This is a genomic window from Halochromatium roseum (assembly GCF_016653315.1).
GTDB lineage: Bacteria > Pseudomonadota > Gammaproteobacteria > Chromatiales > Chromatiaceae > Lamprobacter > Lamprobacter roseus.
Genome location: NZ_NHSH01000042.1, coordinates 68,902 through 88,391 on the forward strand (window position 1 = coordinate 68,902; position 19,490 = coordinate 88,391).

The 19,490-nt window shown below is 62.7% G+C and carries 19 protein-coding genes; 18 read left to right on the forward strand and 1 reads right to left on the reverse strand.

Features of this window, described 5'->3' with window-relative positions; genetic code table 11:
* The first annotated feature begins 25 nt into the window (after positions 1-25).
* The 14 genes from CCR96_RS05330 to CCR96_RS05395 all read left to right on the forward strand — a co-directional run bounded on the left by CCR96_RS05330 (position 26) and on the right by CCR96_RS05395 (position 14,778).
* Entirely contained in the window at positions 26-937 is a 912-nt protein-coding gene (locus CCR96_RS05330; protein ID WP_201218572.1) for an ABC transporter substrate binding protein, read from the forward strand.
* The gene (locus tag CCR96_RS05335; RefSeq protein WP_201218574.1) at positions 934-3,699 is read left to right on the forward strand and encodes a hybrid sensor histidine kinase/response regulator; all 2,766 of its coding nucleotides are present in this window, start codon (positions 934-936) and stop codon (positions 3,697-3,699) included. The genes CCR96_RS05330 and CCR96_RS05335 overlap by 4 nt, the downstream gene beginning before the upstream one ends.
* A 188-nt stretch (positions 3,700-3,887) precedes the next feature.
* The gene (locus tag CCR96_RS05340; protein WP_242518559.1) at positions 3,888-5,381 is read left to right on the forward strand and encodes a DUF4139 domain-containing protein; all 1,494 of its coding nucleotides are present in this window, start codon (positions 3,888-3,890) and stop codon (positions 5,379-5,381) included.
* Between the two features lie 417 nt (positions 5,382-5,798).
* Entirely contained in the window at positions 5,799-7,211 is a 1,413-nt protein-coding gene (locus tag CCR96_RS05345) for a form I ribulose bisphosphate carboxylase large subunit (protein WP_201218578.1), read from the forward strand.
* A gap of 114 nt (positions 7,212-7,325) precedes the next feature.
* Positions 7,326-7,670, forward strand: coding sequence for a ribulose bisphosphate carboxylase small subunit (locus CCR96_RS05350; protein ID WP_201218581.1), 345 nt, complete (start codon positions 7,326-7,328; stop codon positions 7,668-7,670).
* A gap of 90 nt (positions 7,671-7,760) precedes the next feature.
* Positions 7,761-10,328 (forward strand): CsoS2 family carboxysome shell protein, encoded by a 2,568-nt coding sequence (locus tag CCR96_RS05355; RefSeq protein WP_242518561.1) that lies wholly within the window; start codon positions 7,761-7,763, stop codon positions 10,326-10,328.
* A 359-nt stretch (positions 10,329-10,687) separates the two neighbouring features.
* Positions 10,688-12,196, forward strand: a complete 1,509-nt coding sequence (locus CCR96_RS05360; protein WP_201218583.1) for a carboxysome shell carbonic anhydrase — start codon at positions 10,688-10,690, stop codon at positions 12,194-12,196.
* 12 nt (positions 12,197-12,208) lie between these two features.
* Positions 12,209-12,463, forward strand: coding sequence for an alpha-carboxysome shell vertex protein CsoS4 (locus tag CCR96_RS05365; protein ID WP_200241214.1), 255 nt, complete (start codon positions 12,209-12,211; stop codon positions 12,461-12,463).
* Positions 12,464-12,473: 10 nt separating this feature from the next.
* Complete coding sequence (locus tag CCR96_RS05370) at positions 12,474-12,788, forward strand: carboxysome peptide B (RefSeq protein WP_201218585.1); 315 nt, start codon at positions 12,474-12,476, stop codon at positions 12,786-12,788.
* A gap of 66 nt (positions 12,789-12,854) precedes the next feature.
* Positions 12,855-13,178 (forward strand): alpha-carboxysome major shell protein CsoS1, encoded by a 324-nt coding sequence (locus CCR96_RS05375; RefSeq protein WP_201218587.1) that lies wholly within the window; start codon positions 12,855-12,857, stop codon positions 13,176-13,178.
* Between the two features lie 64 nt (positions 13,179-13,242).
* The gene (locus tag CCR96_RS05380; RefSeq protein WP_274601075.1) at positions 13,243-13,551 is read left to right on the forward strand and encodes an alpha-carboxysome major shell protein CsoS1; all 309 of its coding nucleotides are present in this window, start codon (positions 13,243-13,245) and stop codon (positions 13,549-13,551) included.
* A gap of 149 nt (positions 13,552-13,700) precedes the next feature.
* On the forward strand, positions 13,701-14,006 hold the full coding sequence (locus tag CCR96_RS05385; RefSeq protein WP_274601076.1) for an alpha-carboxysome major shell protein CsoS1: 306 nt from the start codon (positions 13,701-13,703) through the stop codon (positions 14,004-14,006).
* Between the two features lie 8 nt (positions 14,007-14,014).
* Complete coding sequence (locus CCR96_RS05390) at positions 14,015-14,491, forward strand: ferritin-like domain-containing protein (protein ID WP_201218589.1); 477 nt, start codon at positions 14,015-14,017, stop codon at positions 14,489-14,491.
* On the forward strand, positions 14,491-14,778 hold the full coding sequence (locus tag CCR96_RS05395) for a 4a-hydroxytetrahydrobiopterin dehydratase family protein (RefSeq protein ID WP_201218591.1): 288 nt from the start codon (positions 14,491-14,493) through the stop codon (positions 14,776-14,778). The genes CCR96_RS05390 and CCR96_RS05395 overlap by 1 nt, the downstream gene beginning before the upstream one ends.
* On the opposite strand, the gene CCR96_RS05400 is transcribed toward CCR96_RS05395, so the two are convergent.
* Positions 14,775-15,008, reverse strand: coding sequence for a hypothetical protein (locus CCR96_RS05400; RefSeq protein ID WP_201218593.1), 234 nt, complete (start codon positions 15,006-15,008; stop codon positions 14,775-14,777). The two genes, CCR96_RS05395 and CCR96_RS05400, sit on opposite strands and share 4 nt — an antisense overlap.
* Positions 15,009-15,278: 270 nt before the next feature.
* Between CCR96_RS05400 and CCR96_RS05405 the strand changes: the two genes are divergently transcribed.
* From CCR96_RS05405 to CCR96_RS05420, 4 genes are all read left to right on the forward strand, one after another.
* The gene (locus CCR96_RS05405) at positions 15,279-16,373 is read left to right on the forward strand and encodes a LysR family transcriptional regulator (protein WP_242518563.1); all 1,095 of its coding nucleotides are present in this window, start codon (positions 15,279-15,281) and stop codon (positions 16,371-16,373) included.
* A 132-nt stretch (positions 16,374-16,505) separates the two neighbouring features.
* On the forward strand, positions 16,506-17,684 hold the full coding sequence (locus CCR96_RS05410) for a 5-(carboxyamino)imidazole ribonucleotide synthase (RefSeq protein ID WP_201218595.1): 1,179 nt from the start codon (positions 16,506-16,508) through the stop codon (positions 17,682-17,684).
* Between the two features lie 5 nt (positions 17,685-17,689).
* Positions 17,690-18,223, forward strand: a complete 534-nt coding sequence (gene purE, locus CCR96_RS05415) for a 5-(carboxyamino)imidazole ribonucleotide mutase (RefSeq protein WP_420827250.1) — start codon at positions 17,690-17,692, stop codon at positions 18,221-18,223.
* 223 nt (positions 18,224-18,446) lie between these two features.
* Complete coding sequence (locus CCR96_RS05420) at positions 18,447-19,484, forward strand: type IV pilus twitching motility protein PilT (RefSeq protein WP_201218599.1); 1,038 nt, start codon at positions 18,447-18,449, stop codon at positions 19,482-19,484.
* Positions 19,485-19,490 lie beyond the last annotated feature (6 nt).

The following is a 19,490-nucleotide window of genomic DNA, read 5'->3' on the forward strand; positions in this document are numbered from 1 at the left end:
GGCAGTGAGGGGATGGTTAAGAACGGTGGCGGCCGCTGGAATCGGGTGCTCGACGTCCGTCTTTTCACATTCCGATCCGGCGCCTGTCGAGCTGCTGCTGAGTGGGCGGCATCAGGCCTATCAGGCGGTTGCCGATGGGCTTCTGCAGGGCTTGACGAGGACAGCGGCTGGGCGGCGCCTGCGGGTGGCTCAGCAACAGCTGCCGGAAAGCGAGCCGAGCGCTGAAGCAGCGTTATTGGTCGCGGTGGGGGCGCGTGCCTGCGAGCGTGTGCTCGAGCAGCAGGCTGTTCCGATCTTGTGTGTCTTTATTCCCGAAGGTCGGTTTCGCACCCTGGCAGCGCGAAAACGGGCCGATCAGCTCCTCGGCGCGATCTTCATCGATCAGCCGATCGTCCGCCAACTGGCGCTTGCTCGGGCGCTATTGCCCAATGCTAAGCGGGTTGGTTTGCTGGCTGGGGCGCAGTTGAGTCAGGCCGAGGTCGCGCTCCGCCGTGCGGCGCTGGCCTTGGGGTTCAGGGTCAACCTAGAGGTGAGTGACGGCGGCAAAGACGTCGCGCCGGCAATCAGGGCGCTGCTGCAACGGGCCGAATTGATTGTTGCGGCCTTCGAGCCGGAGGTATTGAGTGTCTCAACCGCACGCTGGTTGCTCCAAGGTGCCCATCATCGGCGAATCCCAGTGATTGGCTATTCGGCAGCCTACGTCGAAGCGGGCGCCTTAGCAGCAATCTACAGTTCGCCCGAGTCCATTGGTGAGCAGACCGCGGGCGCGGTCCTGGCTTGGGCGCGACAGCGGCAGCGCTGGCGCCCGCCGGTGTCTTATCCAGAGCAGTTTGAGCTGTCTATCAACGCCTCGGTTGCGAGCGCTTTGGGGATCGATGCCCCTTCTCTTGAGGTGTTGGCCGAGCGTGTCGATAGGCTGATCGGGGATTCCCGATGAGACGGCCGCGATACGCAGTCCTGCAAAGCATCCAAGGGCGTTTGATCGCGCTGGCCTTGGTGCCCTTGGCGGTGACCTCGGTCATGGTCGGTGGCTACAACGTCTATCGCGGTGCTGAAGACGCTCGCGCAACGCTCGAATCGCGCGGTCGGCTGATCGCCGACAACTTGGCGTTGGCGGCAGAACTGCCGCTGTTGGTCGGAGACCTCTCGCAGTTGCGGGCGATCTGCCGGACAGCTGTTCTGCAGCCCGACGTGATTTGGGCGGGAATTCGTGATCCAGGCCATGAGCTACTGGTTGAGAGCGGTGCGACTGAGATCGCAAAGCAGACGGGACTGCGGTTTACGTCGATTGCGGGCAGCACCGCTACGCCCGTGGCTGATCATCCTGAGCAATTGGAGCCCATTGCGGCCGTCAGTCTGCTGGGTTGGGCTGAGGTGCGTCTGTCGATGGCATCGACGCTGTCAGCGCAGCGAGCGCGTTTCATCAAAGGCTTCTGGATGCTGCTGGTTGGTCTTGGTGCGAGCATCTTGGCTGCGCTCTCGATCGGGTCAGCGTTGTCGCGGGCTCTGCATGACCTGAGCACGACCGTTGCACGGTATCGAGAGGGTGATCTGAGCGCTCGCGTCCCGCGGCAGTCTTTGGTCGAGCTGGATCAACTGGCCCGAGGCTTTAACTTCATGGCCGCTGAGCTTGAGGGCGCGCAGCAAGCCATGCGACAACAGGTCGAGCTGGCGACGCAGGAGTTGCGTCATAGCCTGCGCACGCTGGAGCAGCGCAATCTGCAATTGGAGCAAGCGCGCGAAGAGGCGTTTGCGGCGAATCGGGCAAAAGATCAATTCATTGCGCGTGTCAGCCATGAGATGCGCACGCCCTTAAATGCCGTCGTGGGTTTTGGTCGGTTGCTTGAGCAGGAGGCACAGACGGAGGCGTCGCGGGACTATAGCCAAACGATCGAGCGCGCGTCGGAGCAGCTGCTGACTGTGGTGGATGACATTCTTCAGTATGCGAAGCTGCATGTTGGAGCGCTGTCGATCGAATCGGAACCTTTTGATCCCTGGCGTTGCTTGGAAGACGTGGTCGCCATTCTGGGCCCAGAGGCTGCGGCCAAAGGCATTGAGCTTGCGCTTCTGGTGCATAGCGATGTCCCGGAGCGGCTGCGCGGTGATGCGAATCGCATTGGACAGATCTTGTTGAACCTGCTCAATAACGCGGTCAAGTTCACAGAGCAGGGTCATGTGTTTGTGGAGGCGAGCTATCGGTCCTTGGCGCGAGGCGATCATGGCGTTGGTGGTGAGCTGCAGGTGGTGGTCATCGATACCGGCATTGGCTTGAGCGATGCGCAAAAGCAGCGGTTGTTCCGACCCTTTGAACAGGCTGACTCGGCCATCTCCCGTCGCTATGGAGGCAGCGGATTAGGTTTGGTGATCAGCAAACGCTTGCTTGAGTTGATGAACGGCCGCATCGAGGTGCGAAGTCAGCTGGGCAAGGGGTCACGCTTTGCGTTTTCACTGCCCTGCGATGCCCTGTCTTGCCGCGCCTGGAAGGAGGCGCCTCGGTCCATGGCTGGGCGCAAGGTGCTGCTGTGTGATCCCGCCCCCATTCAGGTACGGGTACTGCGCTCGGTGCTGTTGAGCTGGGGTATCGAGGTCTTCGCGACCAGCCAGATCGAGCACATCGAGACCATGTTGCGGCAAGCCGAGCGCGTTGGTCGCAGGTTTGATCTTCTACTCCTTGGTCTCGCTGTGCGTGGTGAGCCGCAGGTCGAGATTGAGCGCAAGGTCGTTGAGGTCTGCGACCTGTTCAGCGGCCCGTTGCTGTTGTTGGTCAACGAGCAACGCTGGCAGTTGCCCGCCGCGGTGCAGGCGCTGGGACGAGTGGATTGGTGTCCAAAGCCGGTGCGCCGCGAGCGGCTGTTCAGTCTGCTCGGCCGACTTCTTGGCGTTGACGAGATCGAGCGGGCTCATGGGTCGGGCGTCGCATCGGCTCCGGTCTTTCCCGGAGTGCCTGTGTTGGTGGTCGATGACAACGCGTTTAATCGGTCGTTGATGCGGGAGCTGTGTGAGGTGCGCGGCATGCGGGTGGCTGAGAGCGCCTCGGGGCACGAGGCACTGCAACGAGTCGAGAAGCAAAGGCCGGCGCTGGTGTTCATGGATCTGCACATGCCGGGCATGGATGGCTTTGAGGCCGCGCGCCGCTTGCGGGCGCTGATGCCGCAGGGACAGGGTCCGCGCATCATCGCGCTGAGCGCCGATGCCTTTGTCGCTGAACCTACTGATGATCTGAGTCCGTTGTTCGATGCCTTTCTGCTGAAGCCGCTCTCAGAGCGGTTGTTGGATGAGACCCTGGAGCGTCTGTTAAGCGCTCAGCGATCAACCGCTCCGGCGCGGTCGTCGGCGACGGCGCAGCGGTTCGCGCCTCAGCCCATCGATCCAGCTGGCGTGCGGCCGGTGACGCTCGATGTCCACGGGCAGGGGCGCCTTGAGCAGGAACTGCTGGATCAGCTGGCCAAGCTGGAGGCTGCCATCAGTGGCGCTGAGCGCGCTGCGGTGCGTGAGCGGGTGCACGACTTGAAGGGGCTCTGCGCCTTCTTTGGGCTGGAGCCGGTCAGGCAGCAGATGGTCGAGTTCGAGGAGGTGGCCAAGTCGGCGCCTTTTTCGCTGTTACAGCGCAAGTACAGGCGGCTGCGGGCGCGTTTGACAACGTTGATCAAGGCTGGCGAGCTGGGCTCAGGGGATTCAGAATCTAACGTACCGGGTTGAACGGATACCCGCTGTCGTCGTGACGGGAAGGTGAGGGGCACGCCGCCGCGTGCGGCTGCGGCGCTTGCCCCTGATGTGGCGTGGCTGCATCCTGCACTCACCCACTAGCATAGCGGGTACGGACTCAAAAAAGAGCGGGCGATTATCGGGAAGTAGAAAATGGGCAGCCACTTAACCAGGAGATCATGATGAGACTACCCTTGGCGACCGTGCTCGGCTATGCCGCCACCATGGCGCTTGCAACCAGCCTCGTCGCGGAGACAAGCATGGCCGAGATCGACCACGAAACCGCTGCGCCAGTCGCCATTGAGCAGCGCAGCACGCTTGAAGATCAGACCGCCGTTGCGGTGACGATCTACAACGACGACCTGGCGCTGATCCGCGATAGCCGGCGGGTTGAGCTGCCGGCGGGCCGCACGGCACTGGCCTTCCGCGACGTCAGCGCGCAAATCCGCCCGGAGACGGCGCTGCTGCGGGCTACTGAAGGTTCGACACCGCAGGTGGTCGAGCAGAACTTCGACTTCGACCTGCTGACGCCGGCGGCGCTGCTCGAGAAGTATGTCGGCCGCCAGGTCGGGCTGGTGAGCACCCATCCAACGACCGGCGAGGAGACCGAGGAGAAGGCCACCGTGCTTGCCGCGAGCAATGGCGTGGTGCTGCGCGTCGGCGACCGGATCGAGACCTTCCAGGCTGGCCAGGCGCCAGGGCGCATCGTCTACCGGGATATCCCGTCTACTTTGCGTGACCGGCCAACGCTGGTGCTGGCCTTGGAGAGCGCAGAGGCGGGTCCCCGGCAGCTCGAGCTGAGCTATCTGAGCCGTGGGCTCGGCTGGAAGGCGGACTATGTGGGCGAGTTGTCGGTGGATCAGCAGCGGCTCGATCTTGCTGGCTGGGTGACCTTGACCAACCGCAGTGGGACAACCTATCAGAACGCTCAGCTGCAGCTGGTGGCTGGCGAGGTGAATCAGGTCGAGGAGGCGATGCAGGCGCCGCAATATGAGGCGATGGTCATGCGCTCTGCCGCGCCAGCACCGAACATGCGCGAGGAGCGCTTGTTCGAGTATCACCTCTACTCGCTCGCGCATTCGACCACGATTGCCGATAACCAGACCAAGCAAGTCGCGCTGCTCGATGCGCCGGGCGTGACGGTTGGCAAGGAGCTGCTGATCCAAGGCGATCAACGGGCGTTTCACGAGCCGCGCGGCGGTCTGGCGCAGGAGCTGGCGGTGAACGTGTACCTCACCGCGACCAACGATGAGGCGTCGAATCTGGGGCTCCCGCTGCCGGCGGGGATCGTGCGCATCTATCAGCGCGACAGCCAAGGTAATGCGCAGTTCATCGGTGAGGACCGCATCGACCACACGCCGAAGAACGAGGCCATCCGCCTCAAGCTTGGTCAGTCATTCGATGTGACTGCGGAGCGCAAGCAGACCGATTTCAAGAAGTTGTCGGGCTCGGGACCTTGGCAGTATCAGTTCGAAAGCGCCTTTGAGGTGCTGGTCAAGAATGCCAAGTCGGAGCCGGAGACGGTGGTGATTCAGGAGCGCATCCCGGGCGACTGGAGCATGCTGGAGGAGAGTGCTCCGCATGAGAAAGGGAATGCCAATACGGCAGTCTGGCGGTTGGAGGTTCCCGCCGAGTCGGAAGCGCGCCTGAGCTACCGAGTGCGCGTCCGCTACTAGTTGCCCGCTGCCCGCTGCCCGCTGCCCGCTGCCCGCTGCCCGCTGCCCGCTGCCCGCTGCCCGCTGCAGCGGGTTCATCTCCCTCTTGACCGACAAGTTCCCCGGTAACTGTCTTCTTGGTTGATCTGGATCAATGTGATGCTCGCCAACTCATAGTGGCTATTGCTGCACCGTGACGGGTCGTTTATCTTGCCGAGCGCACTAAAACGGCGCCGTCGACGGTTCTCGCCATAGACGGAAATCGATTCCGTCGATCGAAACAATCGATTTCCACTGAAGACTGCACGGGGCGTATGGTTATCGGGTTATCAGCGGCATCATTGCCGAGGCCCTCCGAACACGATCTAGAACACGATCCAGAGTTAGGCAACCCGGATCAAGCGAAGCAGACGCAGAACAGACCCACAGGAGCTGAGCATGAGCGTTAAAAAGTACGACGCCGGTGTAAAAGAATACCGGGACATGTACTGGACCCCCGACTATGTCCCGTTGGACACCGATCTGCTGGCCTGCTTCAAGGTCACCGGACAGCCCGGCGTTCCGCGTGAAGAGGTTGCCGCTGCGGTTGCCGCTGAATCCTCCACCGGTACCTGGTCGACCGTTTGGTCAGAGTTGCTGACCGATCTCGAGTACTACAAGGGCCGCGCCTATCGCATCGAAGATGTGCCGGGCGACAACGAGTCCTTCTACGCCTTCGTCGCCTACCCGATCGATCTGTTCGAGGAAGGCTCGATCGTCAACGTGCTGACCTCGCTGGTCGGTAACGTGTTTGGCTTCAAGGCCCTGCGCCATCTGCGTCTGGAAGACCTGCGCTTCCCGATCGCCTATATCAAGACCTGCGGTGGTCCGCCGGCCGGTATCCAGCTCGAGCGTGACCGTCTGAACAAGTATGGTCGCCCGATGCTCGGCGCCACCATCAAGCCGAAGCTGGGTCTGTCGGCGAAGAACTACGGCCGTGCGGTCTACGAGTGCCTGCGTGGCGGTCTGGATATGACCAAGGACGACGAGAACGTCAACTCGCAGCCGTTCATGCGCTGGCGTGATCGTTTCGAGTTCGTCGGTGAGGCCATCCAGAAGGCGCAGCAGGAGACCGGTGAGCGTAAGGGTCACTACCTGAACGTCACCGCCGCGACGCCGGAAGAGATGTACAAGCGCGCCGAGTTCGCCAAGGAAGTCGGTTCGCCGATCATGATGCACGACTTCCTCACCGGTGGCTTCACCGCCAACACCGGCCTGGCCAACTGGTGTCGTGAGAACGGCATGCTGCTGCACATCCACCGAGCGATGCACGCGGTCATCGACCGTCATCCGAAGCACGGTATCCACTTCCGCGTGCTGGCCAAGTGTCTGCGTCTCTCGGGCGGCGACCATCTGCACACCGGTACCGTGGTCGGTAAGCTCGAAGGCGACCGTCAGTCGACGCTTGGCTTCGTCGACCAGCTGCGTGAGTCGTTCGTGCCGGAAGACCGTTCGCGTGGCGTCTTCTTCGATCAAGACTGGGGCTCAATGCCGGGCGTCTTCGCGGTTGCCTCTGGCGGTATCCACGTCTGGCACATGCCGGCCCTGGTGACCATCTTCGGTGATGACTCCATGCTGCAGTTCGGTGGTGGTACTCAGGGTCACCCTTGGGGCAACGCCGCTGGCGCCGCCGCCAACCGTGTCGCCCTTGAGGCCTCGGTCAAGGCCCGCAACGAAGGCCGCGAGATCGAGAAAGAGGCTCGCGACATCCTCACCGAGGCTGCTCAGCACAGCCCAGAGCTGGCCATCGCGATGGAGACCTGGAAGGAGATCAAGTTCGAGTTCGACACCGTCGATAAGCTCGATGCCTGATCGGCCATCGCTGCCAGGATCAGGCGCGAGCAGCGCGCCTGATCCGAGCCCGGACCGTCTCCGCTGGCGCTAGCCACCTCACGACCGAACCGCATCTTATTAGGAGTATCCGCCATGTCCTTGCAAGCAACCATGGGCGACTACCAGACCAAGAAGACCCTTGAGACCTTCGGCTTCCTGCCGCCGCTCTCGCAACAAGAGATCTACGACCAGATCGCCTACATCATCGCCCAGGGCTGGACGCCGGCCATCGAGCACGTGCATCCCTCCGGCCAGATGGATGACTACTGGACCATGTGGAAGCTGCCGTTCTTCGGCGAGCAGGATCTCGGCAACGTCGCTGCCGAGCTCGAGGCCTGTCATCGTTCTTATCCGGATCATCACGTTCGCCTGACCGGCTACGACAACTACACTCAGAGTCAGGGCTCCTGCTTCGTGGTCTTCCACGGGCGCGGCTAGATCGATCGCCAGATGGCTTCTGTCTCTAGCTGATCTGGTTGCGGGACTCGTGCCCGTAGCCGGCGCTAGATTGGAGCGCAGGCGTCGACGATGTCGTTCTCCGTCTTTCCGGTCTTTCAGCACCTCGCGGGTGCCGGAGGCCGGCAAGCGATGCACTATCCCGAGCTGCCCGCCCGCCCGGCGATGACGGACAGCCAACCCGACAGCCCCACGGAATTACCCATGGCAAGCAAAGCGAACCTGAGATCGAGTGGCCGCGAGGCGGCCCTGGCCCGCCGGCGTGCCCTGTCGAACCAGGGCAAGCAGGGTTTGGTGCAAACCACGCCGGAGCGTAATCGTAGCCCGCGGCCTGTTCGCGCGCGGCCTGAACGGCCTGTCGCAAACAGTGTTACGGCCCGGCCATCTGCGTCCGTATCTGCCCCAGCGTCGGCTCAGGCGCAAACGCGGAGTCTCGATCTGTCTCCTTCGGCTGGCGTCCAACGGCATCGTGCCGCGCCCCCAAGTCCGGCGCAGTCGAGCCGCGAGTTCGCGCGTCAGCGCCGGGCGAAGCTGGCCCGCGATGGTCGTCGCGCACAGCGCAGCGGTGATCGTGTTCGCGACCTCAAGACGCGCACAGGCGCTAGCAAGTCGCCAGCACAAGCGAAGCCCGACTGCGGTTGTGGCTGCAACGGCAACGGCAATCGTGCAGCCTTGGATGCGGTCAAGCAGAGCGCGCCGAGGTCAACGACCCTATCGCTGTCGGTATCGCCGACCTCCAACCAGCCGCAAGCAACCAATCGCAAGCGTAAGCCAAATCCGGTGTTAGCCAACAAGCCCGCCGGACGGGCCGTCGTCCTCGCGCGGCGGGCTGCGCTGAGCAGCCGCGGTAAGGCTGCGACCAATGTTCCCCATTCGGTGGCCGGGATCGCTCGCCAAGCCAATCCTAAGTTGTCGGGCCGCGAGCTTGCACAACGGGTTCGCGCGCAGCGCAGCAGCAACGGTGGCGCCGGGGAACGTAAGTCTCAGCCTAGCGGTCGGATGCGGCCGACCAGAGTCAGCGCTGCGGATCAGCCGTGGAAGGTTGGCGTCAGCGAGACATCCCAAGGTCAATTCGTCACGGGTACCACTGTTGGCCGCAGCCTGAAGACGACCGGCGATGAGCCTAGCACCTGCCGGACCATCACTGGCACTGAATACATGGGTGCCGACATCTTCCGTGAATTCTGTCAGACCGATCCGGCCCCGTCGGTCAGCAAGATCGGCGCAAGCTCTACGGGTTACGGTAATTTTGTGACCGGTAATGAGGTCGGGCGCTCGCCCAAAGTGACTGGCGATGAGCCTGGTACCTGTAAAACCGTGACCGGTACTCAATACCTATCGCCTGATCAATACGTCAGCTATTGCAATACACGTCCGGCCCCTGAGCCGCGCGAGACTGGCATTGCCGAGACCCTCCATGGCCAGGGCCTATCAGGGACCATGGTTGGGCGTTCGATCAAGGTCACCGGCGATGAACAGGGGGCTAATGTTGTGCCAACCGGCACTCAGTACACCGCAGCCTCTGAGATTCCGACCGATCGCTCGGTGCCACCTAAGGTCGCGACCTCCGGGACCTTGTCTGGCGGTACTGTAACCGGAACCCGTCTCGGCCGTGCCTCGAGCGTGACCGGCGATGAGCCTGGCAGCTGCCGCTTGGTGACTGGCGATGAGTACACCTCTCGCGAGCAGTACGAGCAATTCTGCGAGATCAGCCCGCAGCCGGAGCCGCCCAAGGTCGGCTTCTCGGTGACCAACAAGGGCCATCGTGTCTCTGGCACGCAGACCGGTCGCTCGGCCAAGGTGACGGGCGATGAGCCTGGTACCTGCAAGGCGGTCACTGGCACGCCCTACGCGGGATTGGAGCAGGCTGCGGATTACTGTGCCCCCAATCAGCGGCGCGAGATCAAGGCACGCACGCCGGTGATGTCGGCAACCCCTGGCCGGGTGATGACGGGTATCCAGCCCGGGATTGGCGGTGTTATGACCGGTGCTTCCAAGGGGGCCTGCGAGCCACTGACCGGCACGCCCTACGTCGGCGCGGATCAGTTCGCCAGTGTCTGTGACACCGAGGCGAGTCATGCTGCCGAACCTGGACAACCTGACTTCCCGCGCCCGCTCGACGATGCGGAGCCCATACCCGGTCAAGGCTTCAGTGTCAGCTCGCCTGCTCGTGCGGCGCGCGAAAGTCGCTCGGGCAACGTGACCGGAACCAGCTACGAGTCGAATCGGCATATCACCGGACCGTTCGGGATGGGAACTGGCAAGATTACTGGCACCGAACAGTTTCGTTTCGACAGCCGGCGTCCCCGAACGAGCCTGCTGACCCCGCAGCCCAAGGAGGATGTCGCTGAGGGAGCGGCTACTGTAGCGGCCGAACGGTCGCGGGTAACTGGGGAAGGTCAGTCCGCTGGCAGTAAGATCACCGGTGACGACTGGGATCGCGGCGAACGCGTCACGGGCACTGAGGGGAGTTCGGCGCGTCGTCGGAATCCGACCCGGCCAGGTCCGATGAGCGTGATGCCTCGCGTCGAGGCGAAGCGAAATGAGGATGCACCTCAGCCGACAAGCCGGGTCACGGGCAGCGCTGGCAGTACCGATCGCGGTGCCTTGATCACCTATTCGGGCGGCGCCCGCGGCTGAGCAGCTAGATCATGCCGATCCGAAGTCGACAATCGCCGCGCAGCCAGAGCTTGGGCCGAAGCCCGCGTGGGCTGTCGCCCATGAAGCGGGCTGCAGATCCAGCCGCGTCCTCAGCACCAGCGACCAAAGCTGTGCAATTGAGCGCGCCTGGGTCGGCGGCATCTCCTGGAACAACGGCGTCTCCGGAGAAGTCGCAGCGCGCTGCAACGGCACGGCCCGAGCGGCCGGCGAATGTCGGGCGGGGGCCTGTGCGGCCAACTCGGCCGCCACGGCCGAAGCCGCCAGGACTAGCAAAGGTGAAGGCGAAGGCCCGCCATGCGAGCAGCCCATCGACCACACTTGGGGCGCGCCCTGAACAGATGCCAAGCAGATCGCTCGAGAGCAAGCAGGACTGGAGCCAGAGCAAGCCGCAGCCGTTTGGTTTCGGCTCGACGGCATTGACTGCTAGCAGCGGCCATGGCCTGCATCCGCTGACGGATGCTGCGGCGAACGCTCGACTGTACGACTATGAATCGTCGGTGAAGCATGCCTTCGATCATCTGGTGCCGGTGCTGAAGCAGATTGCGAGCGAGCGCTGCGAGCCTGATTTCGTGGCGCGGGCACAATCGATTGCCCGCGCTGAACTCGGTTTCGAGCTGCCGGCCTATGTCCTTGAAGACACCTGGGTGACTGGGCTCGACATGCGCCGTCTGTTCGCCGCCTGTGTGTTCGAGACCTATCACCGGGTCAGTGATCGGTTCTTCACCGCTGACCCGCTCGGTGGGCGTGATGGCGCGGATTTTGAGCGCTTCCTGCTTGACTGCGGTTTCCATCTGATGGATGTGACGCCCTGTGCGGACGGCCGCCTTGCGCATGCCATCAGCTATGTGTTGCGGCTGCCCTATGGGCGCGTGCGTCGGAAGTCCTACGCTGGCTCCCTGTTCGATATCGAGAACACGGTCGAAAAATGGGTCGAGACCGAATTGATGCGCTTCCGTGAAGGGCGGCCGAATACGGCGGACGAGCCCACGCGCTACCTGAAGGTGGTGATGTATCACGGCAGCTCGGTTGATCCGGTCCATCAGGGTTGCGCTGCACATGGCTCCGATGATGCCGCTGCCGCCAACGCCGGGTTGGAGCGATTGCGGGCGTTCCGGCAGGCGATCGAGAACAGTTTTTGCTGCGGCGCGTCGGTCGATCTGTTGCTGGTTGGGCTAGACACCGACACCGATGCCATCCGCGTCCATGTCCCGGATGCCGACGGCTATTGCGATCTCGAGCACTGGCTCGATGCTGCCAAGGTCTACGAGATCACACGGGGTCTGTCGCCAGCGCAGGCGCGGGAACGGATCAAAGAGTTGGTTCGGGCGCACGCGCCGAGCAAGAGCGCCGGAGCAGCGCTGTCGGATGGCTTGGTGCGATTGATCGTGGGGCTGATCGAGAACAACCTGTCGCAGATCGACTACGTGCGGCAATACCACGGCGGTAGCTATGCGGACATCGGACATGCCGAGCGCTTTATCGGCGCTGGCATCGGCTTCGAAGAGATTCAGCTGCGCAACCTGACCTATTTTGCCTACCTCAGCACCATCGAGGAGGGCGCGAACGACATCGACGTCGGGATCAAGATCTTTACCGGCCTGAATGTCAATCGTGGGCTGCCGGTGCCGGTCATCGTGCGCCACGACTACCACGGCGGTGTGCCGGGTGCGCGTGAGCGGGCGGTCGAACATTGCGAGCGGATTGCTGCAGCCTTGAAGGCGCGTTACCCGCAGCTCTGCGCCGACGGCATGCTGCATTGTTTGCGTGCGGTGCGCGATTGCGATGCGGCAGCGCCGATCGAGATCGTTGGTTCGTCGCTGCAGCCTGCGGCCTCGGTCGGGCACTGAGGCCTTAAGGCGATGAAGATTTGCAAGGTCCTCAAACCACTGGTGTCGACCAACCGCATTGCGGGCTTCGGGCACAAGCATCTGCAGGTAGTGCAGGACGGCAGTGCGCAGCTGGTCGCGGTTGATGCGGTGGGCTCAGTTCCAGGCGACTGGGTGATCTGCGTCGGCAGCTCAGCCGCGCGCGAGGCCGCTGGAAGTAAAGAATATCCGAGTGATCTGACCATCGTCGGCATCATCGACGATTGGGACCCGGACGCAGAGCGCTGAGGCGGTTGGGATGGAGATCAACCAGGTCGTGGGCACCCTGTACTGCACCGAGCGGATCGAAGGTCTGAGGCATTGCAGCTTGCAGATCTTGAAGGACCGCAAGGGCAATCTGCTGGTGGCCACCGATCCTGTTGGCGTGCGGCCCGGCAACTGGGTCTTCACCGTGAGCGGCTCGGCTGGGCGGCTTGCGATGGATGATCCGAAGGTCATGACTGATCTCGCGATCGGCGGGATCATCGATTTTTGGCAGCCCAAGCAGGTGGCAAAGCCAGACAGTAGCAGTGGCGACGAGCAGCCAACGGAACAACGCGATCAGGCGGCCTAGGCTCGGCCAGTTAAACCCCCAACCGCGACCAAAGCGGCGTAAAAGTCTTTAACGGAGACGACAGAAATGGCAGGCGAAAGATTTGGCATTGCGCTGGGCATGATCGAGACCCGTGGTCTAGTGCCGGCGATCGAGGCCGCGGATGCGATGGCGAAGGCTGCCGAGGTTCGGCTGATCGGCCGTGAGTTTGTCGGCGGCGGTTATGTCACTGTGCTCGTGCGCGGTGAAACGGGTGCTGTCAATGCTGCCGTGCGTGCTGGCGCCGACGCTTGCGAGCGGGTCGGCGACGGTTTGGTGGCGGCACATATCATTGCCCGTCCGCATCGCGAGGTCGAGCCAGTGCTCGAAAATACCGGCGAAGGGTTCAAGCCCGGGCAGCCTGGTCGCTAAGCACGACGGCGTCAGTGCTCGATAGCAAGGTTTTCAAAGACAGTAGACAGACGGAGAAAGACAGATGGCGAACGAGACCATGGGTATTGCGCTCGGCATGATCGAGACGCGCGGACTGGTGCCGGCGATCGAGGCCGCTGATGCGATGACAAAGGCCGCCGAGGTGCGGATGATCGGCCGTGAGTTCGTCGGCGGTGGCTACGTCACCGTGCTGGTGCGCGGTGAAACCGGTGCCGTCAACGCGGCCGTACGTGCTGGCGCTGACGCCTGTGAGCGCGTTGGCGACGGCCTGGTTGCCGCGCACATCATTGCTCGCCCACACCGAGAGGTGGAGCCAGTGCTGCCAACCGGTAGCGGTGCTGCTGCGGACTAAGCGAGGCCTCCGCCTGCTTAGCATCCGACCTGGTTGAGGGCGGCTAGCTGCGCTTAAGTCCTTGCTCCGAGTGGCTCGGCATAAGCGCAATTCATACGATCGCGAAACGGGTGATCTGAGCCCGGCGCGTCAACACTGGGAGAAGTTCCATGGCACATGAGACGATGGGCATTGCCCTCGGAATGATTGAGACGCGCGGCCTGGTGCCGGCGATCGAAGCCGCTGATGCGATGACCAAGGCAGCCGAGGTTCGGCTGATCGGTCGTGAGTTCGTCGGTGGTGGTTATGTCACCGTGCTGGTGCGTGGCGAGACTGGTGCAGTCAACGCCGCGGTGCGTGCTGGCGCCGACGCCTGCGAGCGCGTTGGCGACGGCCTGGTGGCTGCGCACATCATCGCCCGCCCGCATCGCGAGGTAGAGCCGGTGCTGCCAACCGGCGGTGGTGCGGCTGACTAAGACGACGCATGCGTCACGCAACCGTCCATCCGCGCACGCTCGGTTACCTTGGCCGAGCCTTGAGCCTTGAGTATTCGGCCGTCCAGCAGTACATGACACAGGCGGCGCTCACCGAGGCCTGGGGCCTGGCCGAGGCGGCTGATCGATTCCGTCGGGAAACCGTCGAAGAGATGCAGCACGCGGAACGCCTGGTCAAGCGCATGCTGGGCCTGGGCGTATCACCGAACGCCTCTCAACTGCGGCCGGCGAATGTCGCGCGCAACCTGGTCGACCTCTTGCGTCAAGACGCCGTGCTCGAGGCTGAGATCGTTGCCCTGTACAACGAGGCGACGCAGTTCTGTCGTCGAATTCAGGATCACGAGAACGCTGAATTCTTTAACGGACTGCTGCAGGACGAACTCCATCACGCGGCCGAGATCGAGGCCTGGCTGGAGGCGCTTGGGGTGCCGCGGCAGCAAGCACCCAATGAGCGGGCCTATTTCTGATGTCTGCAGCGGCTTCTGAGACGGGCGGCCATCCTTGGCGCGAGCGCGGGCGTCCATTGCGGCTCGAGCGACGCGTCGAGTTCGGCGACTATGAGCCGCTGCGAGAGTTCCTCGACCGCCTTGCGGAGCTATCCGAGGCGACCGAGGTCTATCCAAACCTGAGTTTTGGTCGCACCTATGCCAATCTGACGCTCTTTGCTGAAGAAGGGGCACAGCAGATCGAGGAGCCGCTGCAGGCGTTTGCGCGAGAGGTCGACGCCTTGCTCGAAGGCCCACCTAGTTCTTAGCGCACAGTCTGCTCGCCGGGGCCTTTCTGGCGCCGAACGGCGGTCCCTCTTGTATCCGTTGGAGGATGGATGATGAGTGAAGAAACGATCGTATCCGCGCCTGCTGAGCCGTCAGCCTCGGCTGCGGGTGGTGCTAGCACGACGGCGTCGGGTTCTGCTGCCCGCAAGAAGGCCCCGACCAAGGCTGCGGCGACAGCGCGGCGCAGCAGCCGGCCGTCATCTGCGGCCACTACGCCAGCAGGCTTTGGCGCGGCGGTACTGGAGAGTGAGTCGCGAAGGCAAAATCCCTCGACCAATGATCCCTTCCAGAGTGGTCAACGGATCTGGCCGGATTAAACCCCCTCGGGGGTGTCTCCGGTATTGAAGGCAGGGTGCCCAATTCCGCGACTCGGTGCCAGCCGTTGATGCAACCGTTGCATCCTGTTCAGCTGGTCCAAGTCCCGCGATGAACCAGCAGGCGAAACTTGGCACAGCGCTTATCAAACTAGGGACTTGGTTACATGGCCGGACGTAAGCCTAAGGGCGTACCGGCTGGAAGCAGCCGTCACAGCGCGATGCCGCAGATCCCGACTAGAGACGCCGCGGATACCCGAACCAGCACGGGCAGCAACGGCTCGGATTATCTGATCCGACATACCACGCTGCGCCAGTTGCAACTGCTCGAAGCGATCGTGCGTCTCGGCAGTTTTACCCGCGCCGCCGAAGAGCTTTTTCTGACTCAGCCAACGGTCTCGATGCAGATCAAGAAGTTGTCTGAGGCCATCGGCTCGCCGCTGTTCCGACAAGTGGGGCGAGCCATCGAGCCGACCGACGCCGGTCGTGAGGTGCATGCCGCCTGTCGGGATATTCTGAGCACACTGTCCAATCTCGAGATCAAGCTTGCCGACCTAAAAGGTCTGAAGCGTGGCCGTCTGCGCCTTGGCGTCTTGACCACGGCGAAATACGTTGCACCGGAGATCTTGGGTGCCTTTTGTCAGGTCTATCCAGGCATCGATGTCTCGCTCAAGGTCACGAATCGCGAGAATATCCTGGAACGGCTGATGGGTCACGACGATGACCTCTATGTGATGGGACAGCCGCGCGAGACCAGCGATCAGATCCAGACCATCCCGTTCGCTCCGAACCCGCTGGTGATGGTTGCGAGTGTCGAGCATCCGCTCGCGGGGCGATGCTCGATACCCTTGAGCGCTCTTGCAGACGAGAACCTTATCCTGCGCGAGCCTGGCTCGGGTATCCGTGATGCGGTGCTGGCGCAGTTTGCGACGGCGGGATTGGTGCCTCGCGTGAGGATGCAACTGGGCAGTAACGAGGCGATTAAGCGCGCCATTGTCGGCGGCCTGGGGATTGCCGTGTTGTCCCTGCACTCGCTGACCCTCGAGAGCGGGGGTGGACGTCTTGCGCTACTCGATGTCGAGGGTTTTCCCATCATGCGCCGTTGGCATCTGGTCTATTCGCGGGCGCGCGAACTGTCTCTGGTGGCGCGCACCTTTCTGGATTTCGCGATTGATTACGAACCTGAGATTCGCGCCCGCCTAGCGGAGGCTGAGGAAAACTTTGCCAGCCTGCGCAATCGCCTGGTTGCGCAGTCGCCCTAAGGCTCATGGCGCGGCGCCACCCCGGAAAATGCATCGCGTGAGATCCAAGTGAAGGCGATTGCCGGAAAATCGCGTACCGAATTGCGCAGGAACTTCGCTTGTCTTCAAGGAGCTTGCAAGGGTTTTCAAACTATGTCTAAGCAGCATGCGTGGCCGGACCAGTATTCTTACCCCGTCGCGCGTATCGGCATCATCGGCGGCGGGCAGCTTGGGCGGATGCTGGTGAAGTCAGCCAAGCGTCTCGGCTGTACCTGCGTCGTCCTCGATCCGACCCCGGGCTCGCCGGCTGGCCAGGTCTCCGGGCAGCAGATCGTCGCTGATTCGCATGATCCTGATGCGCTGCAGCAGCTCGCGCAGCAGGTCGATGTGATCACCTTCGACATCGAGGATATCGACGCTGGCATCCTCGAAGAGATTGCGGCAGCGGGTCACCAGATCCTGCCCTCCGCGACCCTCTTGGGTGACATTCAGGACAAGCTGCGGCAGAAGCAGTTGCTGACGAGTTTGGGTATCCCGACCGCTGATTTCGTTGAGGTCGATGCGTCGGATGCCGAGCAGTTTGCGCGTTTCGGCTATCCGCTAGTACAGAAGGCGCGGCGAGGTGGTTATGACGGTCGTGGGGTGGTGGTCATGCAGTCCGCGGCGGACGCGGCGCAAGCGCTACCGGTGCCGTCGCTGATCGAGCGTTTCGTCCCCGCGGCGAAGGAGCTGGCGGTGATCGTGGTGCGCGGTCAAGATGGCGAGGTGCGCAGCTATCAACCGGTGGAGATGTGCTTCCGCTCGGGCGAGAATATTCTCGACATGCTGCTTGCGCCGGCGCGGATATCGCCGGAAACGGCCGCCGCTGCGCGGCGCCTGGCGGTTGAGACGGTGACTGGTCTCGAGGGTGTTGGCATCTTCGGCGTCGAGTTGTTCCTGACCGAGGATGCTGCGCTGTTGGTCAACGAGGTCGCGCCGCGTACTCATAACTCCGGACACTACACCATCGAGGCCTGCATCACCGACCAGTTTGAGCAACATCTGCGCGCGATTACCGGGTTGCCACTCGGCGCCACCGATCAGCTGATCCCGGCGGCCATGATCAATCTGCTCGGCGCGTCGGGGCAATCAGGACCGCCAGTGATCCGCGGGTTACGCGCGGCGCTCGCGATCCCCGGCGTTTCGGTACACTTGTACGGCAAGGCGTCCACCCGGCCATTTCGCAAGATGGGCCATGTCACGGTGTTGGATGCCGAGATCGAGTCTGCGCGGCGCAAGGCCGAGCAGGTGCGTGCATTGATCGAGATCGGAAGCGAAAGCGAGACGGGGTGATGGGGATGGCAAGAGGCAATCCACGGGTTGGCGTCATCATGGGTAGCGATTCTGACCTGCCTGTGATGCAGGCGGCTGCTGATGTGCTTGGCGAGCTTGGCGTGGCCTATGAGGTGACGATTGTCTCGGCACATCGAACCCCGAGGCGTCTCTACAGCTATGCTGAACAGGCGGCCGATCGTGGTTTGGGGGTGATCATCGCCGGTGCGGGCGGTGCGGCGCATCTGCCCGGGATGGTCGCCGCGATCACCGCGTTGCCAGTGATTGGCGTGCCGGTCAGGTCGTCAGCACTATCAGGCCAGGATTCCCTCTTGTCGATCGTGCAGATGCCGGCTGGCGTGCCGGTGGCCACGGTTGCGATCAATGGTGCCAAGAACGCGGGTCTCTTGGCCGCCCAGATCCTTGGTGTCACCGACCTCGAGCTGCGCCAACGCGTGCAGCGGTTCAAGGATCGCCTCGAGGCGGAGGTACTTACCAAGGCGGAACGGCTCGAAGCGGGCGAGATCACCGCCGATACGGTCAGGGCCGCCCGCCGTTAGGGCTTTTTTAGCGTCATTGCTGTCATCGCCTGACGAGCCTGAAAGTTGGCCGCTACGCGGTAAGAAACTGTCCATCAACTTCTTCCCGATTTAAGTACCACTGTAAGGCGATCATCGGGAAGTAGAATGTTGACAGCTCCTAAGCGAGTTTCCGGCGATGGCCTTGTTCCCGCGACGCGAGGAATGTTGATGCTCGGGTCGCATCGCTGCTGGGGTGTACTTCATGGATATCGCTGAGCTACTCGCCTTCGGGGCCAAGAACAACGCCTCGGATCTGCATCTCTCGGCCGGTCTGCCGCCGATGATTCGGGTCGATGGCGACATGCGTCGGATCAACGTGCCGGCGCTGGATCATCGTGCCGTGCATGCACTGATCTACGACATCATGAACGACAAGCAGCGCAAGGACTACGAGGAGTTCCTTGAGACCGACTTCTCGTTCGAGATCCCCGGCGTCGCGCGCTTCCGTGTCAACGCCTACAACCAGAAGCGCGGTGCTGCCGCGGTCTTCCGGACCATTCCCTCGAAGGTGCTGACGCTCGATGATCTCAAGGCGCCAGAGATCTTCAAGCGCATTGTCGACGTGCCGCGTGGCCTAGTGCTGGTGACCGGACCCACGGGCTCCGGCAAATCGACCACGCTGGCGGCGATGGTCGACTATGTCAACGACAAGGAATACGGCCATATCCTCACCATCGAGGACCCGATCGAATTCGTCCACATCAGCAAGCGCTGCCTGATCAACCAACGCGAGGTGCACCGCGACACCCTCGGCTTCAGCGAGGCGCTGCGCTCAGCCCTGCGCCAAGACCCCGACATCATCCTGGTCGGCGAGATGCGCGATCTCGAGACCATTCGTCTGGCACTCACCGCCGCCGAGACCGGCCATCTGGTCTTCGGCACCCTGCACACCAGCTCAGCGGCCAAGACCATCGACCGCATCGTTGATGTCTTTCCCGCTGCCGAGAAGACCATGGTGCGCTCGATGCTCTCGGAATCCCTGCGCGCGGTGATCTCCCAGGCCCTGCTGAAGAAGACCGGCGGCGGTCGCGTCGCCGCCCACGAGATCATGATCGGCACCCCGGCGATTCGTAACCTGATCCGCGAGGACAAGATCGCGCAGATGTACTCCTCGATCCAGACCGGCCAGGCGCACGGCATGCAGACGCTGGATCAGAACCTGAGTGAATTGCTCAAGCGCGGACTGATCTCGAAGTCGGATGCGCGCAGCAAGGCGCAGAATAAGGAGAGCTTTCAGTAAGTTGAG

Bases quoted from the DNA above. Each gene is read 5' to 3' on its own strand.
- CCR96_RS05335 (WP_201218574.1), top strand. From the start codon at position 934: ATGAGACGGCCGCGATACGCAGTCCTGCAAAGCATCCAAGGGCGTTTG.
- CCR96_RS05340 (WP_242518559.1), top strand. From the start codon at position 3,888: ATGAGACTACCCTTGGCGACCGTGCTCGGCTATGCCGCCACCATGGCG.
- CCR96_RS05345 (WP_201218578.1), top strand. From the start codon at position 5,799: ATGAGCGTTAAAAAGTACGACGCCGGTGTAAAAGAATACCGGGACATG.
- CCR96_RS05350 (WP_201218581.1), top strand. From the start codon at position 7,326: ATGTCCTTGCAAGCAACCATGGGCGACTACCAGACCAAGAAGACCCTT.
- CCR96_RS05355 (WP_242518561.1), top strand. From the start codon at position 7,761: ATGTCGTTCTCCGTCTTTCCGGTCTTTCAGCACCTCGCGGGTGCCGGA.
- CCR96_RS05360 (WP_201218583.1), top strand. From the start codon at position 10,688: ATGCCAAGCAGATCGCTCGAGAGCAAGCAGGACTGGAGCCAGAGCAAG.
- CCR96_RS05365 (WP_200241214.1), top strand. From the start codon at position 12,209: ATGAAGATTTGCAAGGTCCTCAAACCACTGGTGTCGACCAACCGCATT.
- CCR96_RS05370 (WP_201218585.1), top strand. From the start codon at position 12,474: ATGGAGATCAACCAGGTCGTGGGCACCCTGTACTGCACCGAGCGGATC.
- CCR96_RS05375 (WP_201218587.1), top strand. From the start codon at position 12,855: ATGGCAGGCGAAAGATTTGGCATTGCGCTGGGCATGATCGAGACCCGT.
- CCR96_RS05380 (WP_274601075.1), top strand. From the start codon at position 13,243: ATGGCGAACGAGACCATGGGTATTGCGCTCGGCATGATCGAGACGCGC.
- CCR96_RS05385 (WP_274601076.1), top strand. From the start codon at position 13,701: ATGGCACATGAGACGATGGGCATTGCCCTCGGAATGATTGAGACGCGC.
- CCR96_RS05390 (WP_201218589.1), top strand. From the start codon at position 14,015: ATGCGTCACGCAACCGTCCATCCGCGCACGCTCGGTTACCTTGGCCGA.
- CCR96_RS05395 (WP_201218591.1), top strand. From the start codon at position 14,491: ATGTCTGCAGCGGCTTCTGAGACGGGCGGCCATCCTTGGCGCGAGCGC.
- CCR96_RS05405 (WP_242518563.1), top strand. From the start codon at position 15,279: ATGGCCGGACGTAAGCCTAAGGGCGTACCGGCTGGAAGCAGCCGTCAC.
- CCR96_RS05410 (WP_201218595.1), top strand. From the start codon at position 16,506: ATGTCTAAGCAGCATGCGTGGCCGGACCAGTATTCTTACCCCGTCGCG.
- purE (WP_420827250.1), top strand. From the start codon at position 17,690: ATGGCAAGAGGCAATCCACGGGTTGGCGTCATCATGGGTAGCGATTCT.
- CCR96_RS05420 (WP_201218599.1), top strand. From the start codon at position 18,447: ATGGATATCGCTGAGCTACTCGCCTTCGGGGCCAAGAACAACGCCTCG.